Origin of the sequence: Streptomyces sp. NPDC005303 (genome assembly GCF_040607335.1) — a bacterium.
In the GTDB taxonomy this organism is placed as follows: Bacteria; Actinomycetota; Actinomycetes; order Streptomycetales; family Streptomycetaceae; genus Streptomyces.
On the sequence record NZ_JBEXGM010000068.1, the window covers coordinates 1 to 14,064 of the forward strand.

The 14,064-nt window shown below is 73.0% G+C and carries 11 protein-coding genes; 5 read left to right on the top strand and 6 right to left on the bottom strand.

The features are described 5' to 3' along the window. Positions 1–234: 234 nt before the first annotated feature. The 5 genes from ABZT93_RS39915 to ABZT93_RS39935 form a co-directional block, all read right to left on the bottom strand. The gene (locus tag ABZT93_RS39915; RefSeq protein WP_356113961.1) at positions 235–495 is read right to left on the bottom strand and encodes an acyl carrier protein; all 261 of its coding nucleotides are present in this window, start codon (positions 493–495) and stop codon (positions 235–237) included. A 45-nt stretch (positions 496–540) separates the two neighbouring features. Further along, positions 541–1,749 (bottom strand): ketosynthase chain-length factor, encoded by a 1,209-nt coding sequence (locus ABZT93_RS39920; RefSeq protein WP_356113964.1) that lies wholly within the window; start codon positions 1,747–1,749, stop codon positions 541–543. Continuing rightward, positions 1,746–3,011 carry a beta-ketoacyl-[acyl-carrier-protein] synthase family protein gene (locus tag ABZT93_RS39925; protein ID WP_356113966.1) on the bottom strand — a complete coding sequence of 422 codons (1,266 nt, stop codon included), beginning with the start codon at positions 3,009–3,011 and terminating at the stop codon, positions 1,746–1,748. The genes ABZT93_RS39920 and ABZT93_RS39925 overlap by 4 nt, the downstream gene beginning before the upstream one ends. A 270-nt stretch (positions 3,012–3,281) precedes the next feature. Beyond that, complete coding sequence (locus ABZT93_RS39930; RefSeq protein ID WP_356113968.1) at positions 3,282–4,085, bottom strand: ABC transporter permease; 804 nt, start codon at positions 4,083–4,085, stop codon at positions 3,282–3,284. After that, the gene (locus ABZT93_RS39935; RefSeq protein ID WP_356113970.1) at positions 4,082–5,056 is read right to left on the bottom strand and encodes an ATP-binding cassette domain-containing protein; all 975 of its coding nucleotides are present in this window, start codon (positions 5,054–5,056) and stop codon (positions 4,082–4,084) included. The genes ABZT93_RS39930 and ABZT93_RS39935 overlap by 4 nt, the downstream gene beginning before the upstream one ends. A 151-nt stretch (positions 5,057–5,207) precedes the next feature. Here ABZT93_RS39935 and ABZT93_RS39940 point away from each other — a divergent pair, with 151 nt between their 5' ends. The 5 genes from ABZT93_RS39940 (at position 5,208) to ABZT93_RS39960 (ending at position 11,867) form a co-directional block, all read left to right on the top strand. Then, complete coding sequence (locus tag ABZT93_RS39940; protein WP_356113972.1) at positions 5,208–5,429, top strand: hypothetical protein; 222 nt, start codon at positions 5,208–5,210, stop codon at positions 5,427–5,429. Between the two features lie 316 nt (positions 5,430–5,745). Then, on the top strand, positions 5,746–5,940 hold the full coding sequence (locus ABZT93_RS39945; protein WP_356113974.1) for a hypothetical protein: 195 nt from the start codon (positions 5,746–5,748) through the stop codon (positions 5,938–5,940). 105 nt (positions 5,941–6,045) lie between these two features. After that, the gene (locus tag ABZT93_RS39950) at positions 6,046–6,468 is read left to right on the top strand and encodes a DUF3052 domain-containing protein (RefSeq protein ID WP_356113976.1); all 423 of its coding nucleotides are present in this window, start codon (positions 6,046–6,048) and stop codon (positions 6,466–6,468) included. 378 nt (positions 6,469–6,846) lie between these two features. After that, complete coding sequence (locus ABZT93_RS39955; RefSeq protein ID WP_356113979.1) at positions 6,847–7,740, top strand: glycosyltransferase; 894 nt, start codon at positions 6,847–6,849, stop codon at positions 7,738–7,740. Positions 7,741–8,102: 362 nt separating this feature from the next. Further along, positions 8,103–11,867: a BTAD domain-containing putative transcriptional regulator gene (locus ABZT93_RS39960; protein WP_356113981.1), complete on the top strand. Its 3,765-nt coding sequence runs from the start codon at positions 8,103–8,105 to the stop codon at positions 11,865–11,867. Here the strand turns inward: ABZT93_RS39960 and ABZT93_RS39965 are convergent, their stop codons facing one another. Continuing rightward, positions 11,868–13,577 carry a bifunctional 3'-5' exonuclease/DNA polymerase gene (locus ABZT93_RS39965; protein WP_356113983.1) on the bottom strand — a complete coding sequence of 570 codons (1,710 nt, stop codon included), beginning with the start codon at positions 13,575–13,577 and terminating at the stop codon, positions 11,868–11,870. Positions 13,578–14,064: the final 487 nt, after the last annotated feature.

Sequence of the window (14,064 nt, forward strand, 5' to 3'; positions counted from 1 at the left end):
TTCATTTCGCGGGCACCCCGCGGCTTTATGCCCCCGGGCCCGGCCGGGCCGGTCGACATCACGGCCGAGCCCGAGGCGGCTGCCTCGGCCGGGACGGGGTTCGCCCCCATGCGGACGAGCCCGCCGGCGCCGATCGTGAGCGTGCCGGCGACGAAGCGCCGACGGCTTGGAGTGGTCATCGTGCCTCTTCTCGATGGGAGGGCGCGTCGAACGGTGTGAGCGTCTCGGTGGCGGTCACGCCGCCTCCCGGGCCGACAGGGCCCGGTTGACCACGTCCAGGTACTCGCGCGGAGTGCCGGCGCTGTCGATGGCCTCGTCGAGCGTCACGTCGTAGTCGCGCTCGACGCGTCCGGTGGTCTGGAGCATCGCCAGCGAGTCGTAGCCGAGATCGGTGAAGGCGATGTCCAGGACGTCGCCCTCCAGGTCCACGCCGTCCTCCTCTCCCGCGCACTCGCGCAACAGGGCGGTCAATTCCTTCAGTTCCAGCTGCTTCATCACACTGTCTCTCCGCGTGCCGGGCACGCTTGTCGGGAAGGTCGGTCAGTCCGTGCCACGGACCACGGCCGCGGCGTTGAAGCCGCCCCGGCCGCGAGCCAGGACCAGGGCGTTGCGCAGCCGGACACCGTGGCGCGGGGTGCCGATCACCAGGTCCACGGGGCAGTCGTCGGCCGGGCGAAGCGTCCCCGTGGTCGGCGGGATCACCTGGTCACGGAGTGCGAACAGCGTTGCCGCCAAGTCCAGCGAGGCACCGCCCGCCAGCAGTCGGCCGGTCATGGACTTGGGCGCGGTGACCGGCACCCCGAAGGCGCCGAACAGTCCGGCGATCACTTCGGCCTCGGCCCGGTCGGCGCCGCGAGCGCCCGCGGCGTCCGCGAAGACCACGTCGACGTCGTCGGCCGTCACCCCGGCATCGGCGAGCGCGAGCCGGGCCGCGTCGGCCAGGCGCGGGGAGCCGACACCGTCGAACGTGGCCGCGTACCCGGCGACCGAGCCGTAGACCGCGGCGCCGCGCTCCCGAGCCGCCACCTGGTCCTCCAGTACGAACAGCGCACCGCCCTCACCCACCACATGGCCGCGGGCCCCGGCGTCGAACGGGAGGAACGCACGCTCCGGGTCGTCCGCCGTACTCAGCCCGCCGCCCGCGAGATGGGCCGCCCAGCCCCAGGGACACAACGCCGAATCGACACCCCCGGTGATCACGAGCCGGGTGCCCCTGCGGATGTGCCGCCGCGCCTGCCCCAGTGCGTCGAGGCCGCCCGCCTGCTCGGAGACGATGGCACCGCCGGCGCCCTGCAGGCCGTGCCGGATGGAGATCTGACCGGTGTTGACGGCGTAGAACCAGGCGAACGACTGGTACGCGCTGACATGCCGGCCGCCTCTGCTCCACAGCGCCTGCAACTCGCGCTGCCCGAACTCGAACCCGCCCGCGGAGCTGGCGGTCACCACCCCCGCGCTGTAGTCGGGCAACTCCGCAGGGTCCACCCCGGCGTCGTCGAGGGCCTCCTTGGCCGCGGCCAGCGACAGCCGGGTCACCCGGTCGGTCTGCGGCAGCAGCCGACTGGGCACATGATCCTCGGTGATGAAGCCGGGCACCTCACCGGCGAGCCGTACCGGGTAGCCCGAGGCGTCGAACCGGGTGACGGGGCCGATGCCGCTCTCCCCGCGCAGCACGGCCGCCCACCAGGCCGCCGTGCCGAGGCCGTTGGGCGCGGTGACGCCGATCCCGGTCACCACCGCCGTGGCGGTCATGCCGCCTCCGCCGGCCGCGGGCGGGTGAGGACGATGGCGCTCTGGAAGCCGCCGAATCCGCTGCCGACGCTGAGTACCGTGTCGGTGCGCTGTTCGCGGGCGGTGTGCGGGGTGTAGTCCAGGTCGCACTCCGGATCGGGATCGTGCAGGTTGGCCGTCGGCGGCACCGTGTTGTGGGTGATGGCCAGCGCACTGGCGGCCACCTCCAGCGAGCCGATCGCGCCCAGCGAGTGGCCGATCATCGACTTGATGGAGCTGACCGGGACTTCGTGGGCGTGGCTGCCGAGGCTGCGCTTGAAGGCCGCCGTCTCGTGCCGGTCGTTCTGCCGGGTGCCGGAGCCGTGCGCGTTGACGTAGTCGACGGCGGTGTGGTCGAGCCGCGCCTCGTCGAGCGCGACCCGGATCGCCTCGGCCATCTCACGACCGTCGGGGCGCAGTCCGGTCATGTGGTACGCGTTGCTGCGGCTGGCGAAGCCGGAGATCTCGGCGTACATCCGCGCACCTCGGCGGCGCGCCCGCTCGAACTCCTCCAGCACCAGGATCGCCGAACCCTCGCCGAGGACGAAGCCGTTGCGGGTCCGGTCGAAGGGACGGGAAGCGGTCGCCGGATCGTCGTTGCGCGGGCTGGTCGCCTTGATGGCGTCGAAGCAGGCGACCGTGATGGGGGAGATCGGCGCGTCGGTGGCGCCGGCGAACATGATGTCGGCGCTGCCCTCGCGGATCAGCTCCGTGGCGTACCCGATCGCGTCCAGACCGGAGGTGCAGCCGTTGGAGACCAGTGAGACCGGGCCCAGCGCGCCGGCGGTCCTGGCCACCTCGGCCGCCAGGGAGCTGGGCACGAAGTAGTCGAAGAGATGAGCCACGGCCCGGGTGTGGTCGACCGTCCAGTCCCGCCCGTGGTCACTCACCACCGCGTACTCGGTGTCCAGACCGGTGGTGCAGCCGACCGCGCTGCCGAGGCTCACGCCGGTGCGTAGCGGGTCGAGCGCCTCGTCGATGCCGCTGTCGGCGATCGCCTCGCGTGTGCTGACGACGGCGAACTGAGCGGCCCGGTCGAGCCGCCCGGCCTCTTCGGGGCTCAGTCCGTGCTCGGCCGGATCGAAGTCGGTCTCGGCGGCGATACGTGAGCGGAACGGGGCCGCGTCGAACAGGGTGATGCCTCGGGTGGCCGTCCGGCCCGCCGTGAGCAGTTCCCAGAACGCCTTGGCGCCCACACCCCCCGGGGCGACCACCCCCATACCGGTAATCACGACCCGTTTCATCGGATTCCTCACAGTTCTGAGCCTCGATTGCGTACTCGGGCATCGAGCGTCACCCACGGAGCTGGAGGATTACTCGAATCCTGTCCGCCGATGGCAGGAGCGCCTGGGAACACCGCCGCCGGTCGTGCCGGTGGCCGCGTCCCTGACGGGGGGCAGGGATGCGGCCACCGGCTGCCGCCACCGGGGTCCGGCGAAGGGCCGGTCCCGGTGGGGATCAGGGGTTGACCCGGGTTCTGACGGCCGGCGCGGGCTCTGTCGCCCGGGCCGGCGTCAGTGGCTGAGCTTCGCGAACCGGCGCAGGGCCAGTGGGAAGAACACCGCCAGCAGGGCCAGTGGCCAGATCACGGAGGCCCACACGTGGCCGGACTCGCCACCCACGCTGCCGGTCAGGTCTCGTACCGCTGTCGCGGTCTGGGACATGGGGTTCCACTGGACCACGGTGCCCAGCCAGTCCGGCATGGACTCGGGAGTCGCGATGGCGTTGGACAGGAAACCCACCGGCCAGACCAGGATCTGCACGGCTTGCACGAGCTCTGGTTTCCCGGCCACCAGCGCCAGATGGATGCCGATCCACAGCATCGCGAACCGGAACCACAGCAGCAGCCCCACGGCGCCCAGGAATTCGCTCGCTGTCGTGTGCGGCCTCCAGCCGATCGCGTACCCGACACCGATCATCACGGCGAGGCTCAACGCAGACTGCAGCATGTCCGCCGCCGAACGGCCCACCAGGACCGCGCCGTTGGCCATAGGCATGGACCGGAAGCGGTCGATCACGCCCTTGTTGAGGTCCTGGGTGACCGCGATCACCGTGCTCTCCAGGCCGAAGGCCATGGTCAGCGCGAGTGTTCCGGGCACCAGGTAGTCGATGTAGTCGCCGCCGACGCCTCGGCCGCCGCCGATCAAATAGCCGAACATCAGCAGGATCATCACGGGGAAGACCACACCGACGGCCACCTGCACCGGCTGCCTCCCCCAGTGGGCGAGTTCCCGCCGGGTCATGGTCCAGGAGTCGCTCAGGGCGGGGGCGAGGCCGCCGCCCTCACGTACCGCGTTCGTCTCGCTCACCGTGCTCATACCGCCTCCTTGGCCTGCGCCACGTCCGGCGCCGCCTCTTCGGAGCGTCCCGTCAGCCGCAGGAACACCTCGTCCAGGGTGGGCCTGCGCAGCGCGATGTCCTCCGCCTCGATGTCCGCCGTCTCCAGGGCGCGCACGACCTGGGTGAGCGCGCTCATCCGGTCGGTGACCGGAGCGCTGAACAGTCGGCGGTCGACGTCCACCGAGATGTCCTCGGCGGCGAACGGCAGCAGGGCCACCGCGGCGCCCAGCTGCCCCGCGTCACGCAGGACGACGTCGATGCGGTCGCCGCCGGTGCGGGCCTTCAAGTCGTCGGCGGTGCCGTCGGCGATGACCCGCCCCCGGTCGACCACCGAGATGCGGTCGGCCAGCTGGTCGGCCTCCTCCAGGTACTGGGTGGTGAGCAGCACGGTGGTGCCGCCGCCGACCAGGGAGCGCACCGAGGCCCACACCTCGGCTCGGCTGCGCGGGTCGAGTCCGGTGGTCGGCTCGTCCAGGAACAGCACCTCCGGCTCGGTGATCAGGGAGGCGGCGAGGTCGAGTCGCCGCCGCATGCCGCCGCTGTACCGTTTGACCTGCTTGCTGCCGGTGTCTGTGAGGCCGAAGCGCTCCAGCAGTTCGTCGGCGCGGGCGCGGGCACGTCGGGCGCCGAGGTGGTAGAGCCGTCCGAACATCTCCAGGTTCTGCCGACCGCCGAGTTCCTCGTCGAGCGCGGCGTGCTGGCCGAGCAGGCCGATGCGGGCACGCACCCGGTCGGCATGCTTCAGGACGTCGTACCCGGCCACCTCCACGCGGCCCGAGTCCGGCCGCAGCAGGGTGGTCAGTACCCGTACGGCGGTGGTCTTGCCCGCACCGTTCGGACCCAGCAGTCCGTGCACGGTGCCGCGTCCCACCCGCAGGTCCAGCCCGTCCAGGGCGGCCTTCTCGCCGTATCGCTTGCGTACGCCCTCGACGACAATCCCGTCGGTCATGCGTCTCCTCCGGATCACATAGTCAAACTTGACTACTTACCGCTCGGTGAAGTAAACGCCACTCGGGCAGGTTAGTCAAACTTGATTAGATTGCCCGGCGGTGCGGGGCCGGCCATGAGGCCGGAAGAATCATTCACGGTTCGTTCCCGGCGTGCGCTGCTGGAAGTTCGAGGAGGACCCCGCCCCCGGCGCACCGCCCGCCACCGTGGAGGGGGCTTGCCGGACCAGGACCGAGCAGGGCCGGCATCTGCTGCTCAACGTCGACCTCCGTCCCAGGGGCTTCTCGCCCGAGCCCGACGTCGGCACGGGCCTCGCCTGCTCGGCATCGGTCGGCACCGAGCGGGACGGCGGCAAGGAGACCTGCCGGCACTGATCCACACGATCCAAGGGTCCCCGCCCGACCGGCGGGGCCGGGTCTCAGCTCGCGGCCCGGCGGGCGAGGATGCCGACCGCGGCACGGCCCCTGGTGCGGCCGGCCTTCACCAGCTCGTCGGACAGGCATGTGGGGCCTCAGCTCCCACTCCCCACCTACGTCGACACGATGTCCCCGCAGTACTCGGCGGAGCGGTCGGGTAACCCGGCGTCGTGGTGACGGGTCGTTGTCTTACGCGTTACCGCCAATAACCGCCCGCCCGCTTTGGCGGTCCGCTGCCCTGCGCCGCCGACCGGGACCCGGCTAGCGTCCCGGCATGAGGCGACGCAAGCGCATCGGAACCAGCCGTGCCGTGTCCTTACGACGCGTGCGGGACAGGACGATCCAGCGCCGGGACGACGTCCGGCGCGGTGGCTGGCGCAGACGGTTCGGGCGCCGGGCCGAACAGGCCCGGCCCTGGCTCCAGTTCCTCGCGGATCTCGCCACGCTGCTCGCGAGGGTCGTGCGGTAGCGGTCAGGGGACGCCTGGTACGTGACTCCGTGTCCGGTCGGACATCCTCCGCCCTGACCGTCACCATGGGGTGGACGGAGCTGGAACAGCACGCGGAGGTGCCGTATGTCAGGAACCGGGCCGGCCGGTGGCTACTCCGCCACGCCCCTCGCCAAGAAGCTCGGCATCAAGGCCGGGCACCGGGTACGGCTCGACGGCGCGCCCGAGGGCTGGGACATCCCCGGTCTGCCCGACGACTGCGAGGTCGCCGTCGGCGGCTCGCGCGGCGCGGACGTCGTCCTCACCTTCCACCGCGAGTACGCGCGGCTCGCCGCCGAGGCGGGTGAACTGGTCACCGGCCTCGCGGACCATGCCGCACTGTGGATCGCCTGGCCGCGCAGGGCCGCCGGACACGTCAGCGACATCACCGAGAACGCCCTGCGGGAGGTCTTCCTGCCGCTCGGCGTCGTGGACGTGAAGGTCGCGGCGCTGGGGCAGGACTGGTCGGGTCTGAAGTTCGTGCGACGGAGGGAGAACCGGCGGCGGTGAGGCGCGGGGTGACGCGGCGGGCGGGAGGCGGCTGAGGTCGTGACCGCGGGGGTGACGCGGCGAGGGCTTCGCGGCGGGCGGCAGGCTGGGGTGACCGGGCGGGGTGACACGGGCGGGTCCGGGCCGGGCCGCCCGGCGGAGGCTGGTTCGGAACGGACCGCCCGCACGCCCCTGCCGAGCAAAAACCAACCCCTCCAAGTGAACCGCCTGCCCCACGCCTCAGGCCCTCCCCGGCCCTCCTCACCTCACCCCGCCCCGCCTCGCCTCGCCCACAGATCCCCATACCTGAGAAGTCCTTACCGTGAACGGCTAGCATCGCGCCGGTTGATGCCCCTCGGGACGACCGGGCCAAGGGGACGCAGGGGACGAGGTGGGTACATGGGCGCGCCGAGGATCGCCGTCGCCGTCGTGACGATGGGCAACCGGCCCGACGAGATCGACGCCCTGTTGCGTTCCGTGGCCAAGCAGGACATCGCCCCGGCCCGGATCGTGATCGTGGGCAACGGCTGCCGACTGCCCGAGTTCGCCGAGCGGCTCTCCCTGCCCGGCGAGGTCACCACCCTCGACGTCGAGGAGAACCTCGGCTGCCCCGGCGGGCGGAACGTGGCGCTCGCCCGGCTGCGGGACTTCGGCGACGTGGACGTCGTGGTCGAACTCGACGACGACGGCCTGCTCGTGGACGCCGATGTACTGCGCCGTGTTCAGGAGTTGTTCGCGGCGGACGAGCGGCTCGGCGTCGTCGGCTTCCGCATCGCCGACGAGAGCGGCGAGACCCAGCAACGGCACGTGCCCCGCCTCGGCGCCGCCGACCCGATGCGCGGCGGATACGTCACCGGGTTCCTGGGCGGCGGCCACGCCTTCCGCATGGCCATGCTCGCCGAGACCGGCGACTGGCCCGCCGAGTTCTTCTTCGCGCACGAGGAGATCGACCTGGCCTGGCGGGCCGCCGACCGCGGCTGGCACATCCTGTACGCGCCCGACCTGCTGCTCCAGCACCCGAGGACCTCACCGGCCCGGCACGCCATCTACTACCGGGTCAACGCCCGCAACCGCGTCTGGCTGGTCCGCCGCCGATTGCCCCTGCCCCTCATCCCCGTGCACCTCGGTGTGTGGACGGCGCTCACCCTGCTGCGAATCCGTTCGTCGAGCGGACTGCGCGCCTGGTTCGGCGGGTTCGTCGAGGGCCTGCGGGAACCGGCCGGCGAACGGCGGCCGATGCGGTGGCGAACGGTGTGGCACCTCACCAAGCTGGGACGCCCGCCCGTGATCTGAGGGCCCCGGTCCCGAGGACAGGACGAGGGTCCCGGTCGTTCACCTCCGCCGACCGGGACCCTCTCGCGTCCCACGGATCCGGCCACGACGGCGACACTCCCCCGAGTTGCGCGTCGTACGCGCGCGCCCTCGGGCCAGATCCGATGTTGTGATCACATCAGGTTGCGCCAACAAATCGCTAACATGTGGCCATCGTATCTACGTTTTGTTGTCCGCCGGTTGGCGCGAAGTCGACGGCGGCGATGGGGTACCGGCGGTGTGCAACCGCGGGACGACAGGGGATTCCGGCAGTGGCCGGTGTCGGACGGCTGGCGGGAAACCGCCGTGAAGAGGGCGGAATTCCGCCAGAAGTGGGCGGCGTGATGGGGCGCGGATCGCAGTCGGGGCTGCGGTTCGGACTGCTCGGGCCGCCGATTCTGTACGACGGTCAGGGCGGCCAAGGCGGCCCGGACGGCCAAGACGAGTCCCGCGACCTGGACGGGCACGGCGGCCAGGACGGGCACCGTGGCGTGCGGATCGTCGGCAGCCGTAAGCAGCGGATCCTGCTGGCCGCGCTGCTCCTCGAGGCCGGCCGGGTCGTCTCCACCAAGTCCCTCAAGGAGGCGCTGTGGGGGAGCACCCCGCCCGCCTCCGCCAAGGCCTCCCTGCACAACCACGTCTCCCGGCTGCGACGGCTGCTCGACGACCCCGAGCGGCTGCAGGCGGTGGCCCCCGGATATCTGCTGCGCGTCGCTCCGGGCGAACTCGACGTCCAGGTGTTCGAGAGCCACGCCGCCCGGGCCCGCGGCGCGCACGCCGACGGGAACTGGACCGAGACCGTCCGGGCATGCGCGGCGGCGCTCGCGCTGTGGCGGGGCGCACCGCTCAGCGGGGTCCCCTCCGAACTCGCCGGATACGCCCTGGTCCAGCGTCTGGAGGAGGCCCGGCTGCTCCTCCTGGAGTGGCACTACGACGCCGAGCTCGCCCTCGCCGAAACCCGCCCGGACGCCCTCGTCCCCGAACTGTCGGCGCTGGCCGCCGAACATCCGCTGCGCGAGTCCTACCACCGCCAGCTGATGCTCGCCCTCCACCGCACCGGTCGCCAGGCCGAGGCTCTCGCCGTCCATCGCGACCTGCGTACCCGACTGATCGAGGAACTCGGCGTGGAGCCGGGCCCGGCGGTCCGCGAGGCACATGTGCAGGTGCTGCGCGGGGGAGAGCGCGGCGGGTGGACCGACGCCGGGTCCGACGGCGGTCACGCCGGCAGAGCGGGATGGGCCGACGGGCCCGGGCGACCCGGCAGGGACCTTCGAGGCGGGGGCGCTGCGCGGGGCGGCGGCGCTGATCAGCCGACGTCCGGACCCCGCCGTCACCTCCAGGCGAGCCCGGTCGAAGCCGACACCGACCCAAGCGCCGAGACGGACCGGACGGACGGCGAGGTCACAACTGGACCAGCCGGAACGGGTGGCGAGGTCACCACCGGACGCCCGGGCAAGGCCGGTGCGGACACCGAACGCACAGGAAAGGCCGGTGCGGACGCGACCGGACGCCGAGGAAAGGCCGCTGACCTCGGCGCGGCAAGTGAGGAGAGCCGATCGGTCTCCCCCGGCGCGCTCCCCACCAGCGCTACGCGCGGAGACACCCCACCCGTCCTCCACCCATCGCACCCTGCCCGGCAACCGTCGCCCCCCACCCTCCACCCGGCACCCGGCCCCCGCCGCCCGACACCCGCCGCCCCCCACCCGACGCACCCCGCGACCGGTCCGTCGCCGTCTGCCAGCGATCTGCCGGCCCCTCCCGCCGAGCCCGCCCTCGTCCTGCCCCGGCCCGCCCAACTCCCTCCGCCCCCCGGTCACTTCACCGGTCGGGTCACCACCCGTGACGACCTCCGCCGGGCCCTCACCTCCGACGGCGGCCCGGCCGTCGGCGTCGTCAGCGGCATGGCCGGCGTCGGCAAGAGCGCGCTCGCACTGCATGTCGCCCATGAGCTGCGGGAACGGTTCCCTGACGGCCAGCTCTACGTCAATCTCCAGGGCGCCACCCCGGGAATGACCCCCCTCACTTCCGCCCAGGCCCTCACCGCCCTCCTCCGTGATCTCGGCGCCGACCCGCGCAGCATCCCCGAACACCCGGACGCCGCAGCCGCGTTGCTGCGCTCGTTGCTCGCGCCCACCCGCACGCTGATGGTGCTGGACGACGCCGCGAGCGCCGCTCAGGTACGGCCGCTGCTGCCGGCCGGCGGCGGCTGTGCGGTGATCGTGACCAGCCGTTCCCCCCTGACCGCCCTCGACGACGCCCACCGCTTCCCGCTCTCCCCGCTCTCGGCCGAGGAGAGCGCGGAGTTGCTGCGCGCGGCGTCGGGCCGGGGTGTCCGGGAGCGCCGAGAGGGCCCCGTCGCCGAGGGCGGCAACCCCGCTGACGGCATCACCCCCGCCACCCCCGGTGCCACCGCCACCCCCGGTGCCACCGCCGTTGGTGCCGCCCCCCTCGCCACAACCGACGCCGTCGCCCCAGGTGCCACAACCGACGACGCCACCACCCCCATAGACGCCACGCACCCCCTCATAGAACTCACCGGTCGCCTCCCCCTCGCCCTGCGCGTCGTGGCCGCCCGCCTGGCCGCCCGGCACGCCCTCACCCCCGACGTCCTCGCCGACCAACTGGCCGCCACCGAGGACCGGTTGCGGCACCTGGAGTACGACGACCTCTCCGTTCGCCGCTCCCTGGCGGTCGCCCACGACGCCCTCGCCGCCTCCGGCCGCCGCTCCGACCGCGACGCCGCGCTCGCCCTGTGCCGCATCGGCGCCCTCGACCTGCCCACCTACGGCGTCCCCCTCGTCGCCCGCCTCCTCGGTACCGACGGCACCGACGAGACCCGCGCCGAGGACGCGCTGGACCGCCTCGTTGACGTGGCCCTCCTGGAGGAGACGGCGTACGGCCGCTACGCCCCGCACGACCTGGTCCGCGACTTCGCCCGGGAACTCGCGGGCACCGGGCACGGCCCCGACATCGCCCGCACCGCCCTGCGCTGGTACGCGGCCGTCGCCGAACGCGCCCTCACCGCGATCGTCGAACCCGGCCTCGACCTGGAGGACCGCCGCCGCCCTACCGCCGCGCAGCCGCCTGAGCACGCGGCGCATGTGCTGGCCATCCCCCCGTTCCCCTCCTCCGAGAAGGCCTTCGCCTGGGGCGAGTCGGAGCTGGAGAACATCGTCGCCCTGGCCGAACAGCACACGGACACCCCCGACGAACGCACCGCCGCTCATGTCTCCACCCTGCTGCGGCTGCTCTCGCCCTTCCTCCAGCGCAGCGGCCGGGTCGCCGAGACGGAGGTCCTCGGCCGGGCCGCGCTCACGGTGGCGCGGCGGCTCGGTGACGAGGAGGCGGAGGCGTGCGCCCTGGGCGACCTGGCCGGCCTCTACTTCCTGACCGGCCGGCACAACGAGGCCCTGGCCCTCAACGACCAGGCCCTCGCGATCTGGCGGCGCCTCGGCAGGGACTCCTGGACGCGCCGCTGCCTCAACAACCAGGGTCTGCTGCTCGAAGGCCTGGGCCGGTACACCGAGTCGGGCGAGGCACTGCGGCAGAGCCTCGCCTATGCACGGCAGTTGAACGACCCCTTCGGCGAGGCCGTCACACACAGCAACCTCGGCAACCTGTACGAGCACACCGACCCGCGCGCCGCCATCGAGCAGCACCGGCGCTCGCTCGCCATCGGGGAGGAGACGGGCAGCGTGGTCGTACGGCACTCGGCGCACTGCAACATCGGCTACGCGCATCTCACCCTCGGCGAACCGACAGCGGCGGTGGCGCACTTCGAGGAGAGTCTGCGCATCCTCGGCAGCCCCGGTGACTGGCACGGCGAGTCGCAGAGCCGCCTCGGCCTGGTCCGCGCCCTGCGTCTGATCGGCCGTGGCGAACGCGCCGCCGCCGAGTGCGCGGAACTGCTGCACCGCGCGGACGCCCGCGCCGACCGCTACACCGGCGCCCTCGCCCGCCACCAGCACGGACTCCTGCTGCGCGAGCGGGGCAGGACCGAGGAGGCGCACGAGCAGTGGCGGGCCGCTCTCGACGCGCTGGACGGCACGGACGAGAAGACGGTGCTCCGGGAGCTCATCGCGCTGCTCGACGACTCCGGCTTACGGTGATCACTTCGCGTCCGCGTAGCACTCCACCACCGCCGTCGTGAACGGGAACCGCACCGGCGTCTCACCGAACGTCAGCCGCCCGGCCAGCTCCGACGCCCCCCTGATCGCCGCGACGACCGCCTCGGTCTCCTCCTCGGGACAGTGCACGATCACCTCGTCGTGCTGGAAGAAGACCAGTTCGGCCGCCATCGCCGCCAAGGCCTGGCGCAGCGCGGCGAGCAGCAGCAGGGCCCAGTCGGCGGCGCTGCCCTGCACCACGAAGTTCCGGGCGAAGCGGCCGCGGGCACGGGAGTTGGTGGAGGCGTACCCGGGGACCCAGCCGTCCTCGCCGGAGCCAGAACCGGAGCCGGAAACGGGCTGCCCGGCCGGTTCGTCCTGGGGGATGCCCGCCTCCTCCGCGTCCCCCGCCCCGGCCGCCGGCGGGCACGTCCGCCCCAGCCAGGTCCGCACCAGCCGGCCCTCCTCGCCGGCGCGGGCCGCGTCGTCGACGTACGCCACCGCCTTGGGGAAACGGCGTCTGAGCGCGGCGAGGTTCTTCAGGCCGTCGCCGGAGGTCTGGCCGTAGACCGCGCCGAGCACGGCGAGCTTGGCCTGGGCGCGGTCGCCGGAGAAGGCCCGGTCGGAGACGGCCTGGTAGAGGTCGCTCTCGCGTCCGGCCACCTCCATGAGCCCCGGGTCGCGGGAGATGGCCGCCAGCACCCGCGGCTCCATCTGGTCGGCGTCGGCCACGACGAGCCGCCAGCCGGGGTCGGCGACCACGGCACGCCGGATCACCTTGGGGATCTGCAGGGCACCGCCGCCATTGGTGACCCATCTGCCCGTGACGGTCCCGCCCGCGAGGAACTCCGGCCGGAACCGCCCGTCCCGCACCCAGTCCTGGAGCCAGGACCAGCCGTGCGCCACCCAGATGCGGTACAGCTTCTTGTACTCGACCAGCGGCTTCACGGCCGGATGGTCCAGGGACTCGATCTCCCAGCGCCGGGTCGACTTCACCTTGATGCCCGCCTGCGCGAACGCCTTGATGACATCGGCCGGCAGATCGGGCCGCACCCGGCGCCCGAACGCGGCGGACACCTCCTCGGCCAGTTCGGCGAGGCGCCGCGGCTCACCGCCACCGGCGTACCGATCACCGAGCAGTTCGTGCAGCACCCGGCGGTGGGTCTCGGCGCTCCACGGCAGCCCGGCGCGGTTCATCTCGGCGGCCACCAGCATCCCCGCCGACTCGGCGGCCGTCAGCAGCCGCATCCGGTCGGGGTGCGCGGTGGTGTCGTGCCGCCGCTGCTGGTCGGCGTAGACCTCCACGAGGTCGGTCAGCGGCACATGGACGCTCTGCGGTTCGAACAGTGGTGACTGCGACCCTGGTTCGGCGGCGCGCTGGGGCGGGTCGGGGGGTACGGGGCCGCCGCGCAGGCGGGCCAGGGCGGCGACGGCCGAACGCGGCTCCCCGTGCCGCCCCTCGTGACCGAGCAGCAGGGTCTCGGCGTCCTCGATGTCGTAGCAGCGCTCCACCCGCACCCCCGCGGCGAGCAGACGCGGGTAGACCTCGGCGGTGGACCGCCACACCCACCGCGCCACCTCCGGCCGCCCCCGCACGGCCTCGGCCAGGTCCCCCTCCCGCCGCACCGGTCCGACGGGCAGCCCGTCGGAACCGAGGGCGGCCACTTCCACACCACCGTCCTCGGCCGGAGCGAGAGCCCAGCGGTCGGTCATGCCTGCGAGTCTGCCAGGCAGGACTGACAACGGACCTTCCGGACATCGAGGGGGACCGCGTCGCCTGTCTGGGCCGGCGACTTCGAGGCCGGGCGTCCGCGGACCGGGAATGTACCGACCGACCACTCAAGTGACCGCCCGACACATCCCGGGCCCGCGCGCGGAGGCCGTATCCCGGCCCTTGCGCGGAAGCCCATGCCCGGCCCGCGTGCGGAAGCCGTGTGCCGGACCCGCGTGCGGAAGCCGTATCCCGGGCCCGCGCGCGGAGGCCGTATTCCGGCCCTTGCGCGGCAGCCCCATGCCCGGCCCGCGTGCGGAAGCCGTATCCCGGGCCCGCGCGCGGAGGCCGTATTCCGGCCCTTGCGCGGCAGCCCCGTGGCCGGCCCGCGTGCGGAGGCCGTGTGCCGGCCCTTGCGCGGCAGCCCCATGCCCGGCCCGCGTGCGGAAGCCGTATCCCGGGCCCGCGGGCGGAAGCCGTATCCCGGCC

Excerpts from the sequence above, each read along its gene's own strand:
- ABZT93_RS39915 (WP_356113961.1), bottom strand. The coding sequence starts at position 495 with ATGAAGCAGCTGGAACTGAAGGAATTGACCGCCCTGTTGCGCGAGTGC.
- ABZT93_RS39920 (WP_356113964.1), bottom strand. The coding sequence starts at position 1,749 with ATGACCGCCACGGCGGTGGTGACCGGGATCGGCGTCACCGCGCCCAAC.
- ABZT93_RS39925 (WP_356113966.1), bottom strand. The coding sequence starts at position 3,011 with ATGAAACGGGTCGTGATTACCGGTATGGGGGTGGTCGCCCCGGGGGGT.
- ABZT93_RS39930 (WP_356113968.1), bottom strand. The coding sequence starts at position 4,085 with ATGAGCACGGTGAGCGAGACGAACGCGGTACGTGAGGGCGGCGGCCTC.
- ABZT93_RS39935 (WP_356113970.1), bottom strand. The coding sequence starts at position 5,056 with ATGACCGACGGGATTGTCGTCGAGGGCGTACGCAAGCGATACGGCGAG.
- ABZT93_RS39945 (WP_356113974.1), top strand. The coding sequence starts at position 5,746 with ATGAGGCGACGCAAGCGCATCGGAACCAGCCGTGCCGTGTCCTTACGA.
- ABZT93_RS39950 (WP_356113976.1), top strand. The coding sequence starts at position 6,046 with ATGTCAGGAACCGGGCCGGCCGGTGGCTACTCCGCCACGCCCCTCGCC.
- ABZT93_RS39955 (WP_356113979.1), top strand. The coding sequence starts at position 6,847 with ATGGGCGCGCCGAGGATCGCCGTCGCCGTCGTGACGATGGGCAACCGG.
- ABZT93_RS39960 (WP_356113981.1), top strand. The coding sequence starts at position 8,103 with ATGGGGCGCGGATCGCAGTCGGGGCTGCGGTTCGGACTGCTCGGGCCG.
- ABZT93_RS39965 (WP_356113983.1), bottom strand. The coding sequence starts at position 13,577 with ATGACCGACCGCTGGGCTCTCGCTCCGGCCGAGGACGGTGGTGTGGAA.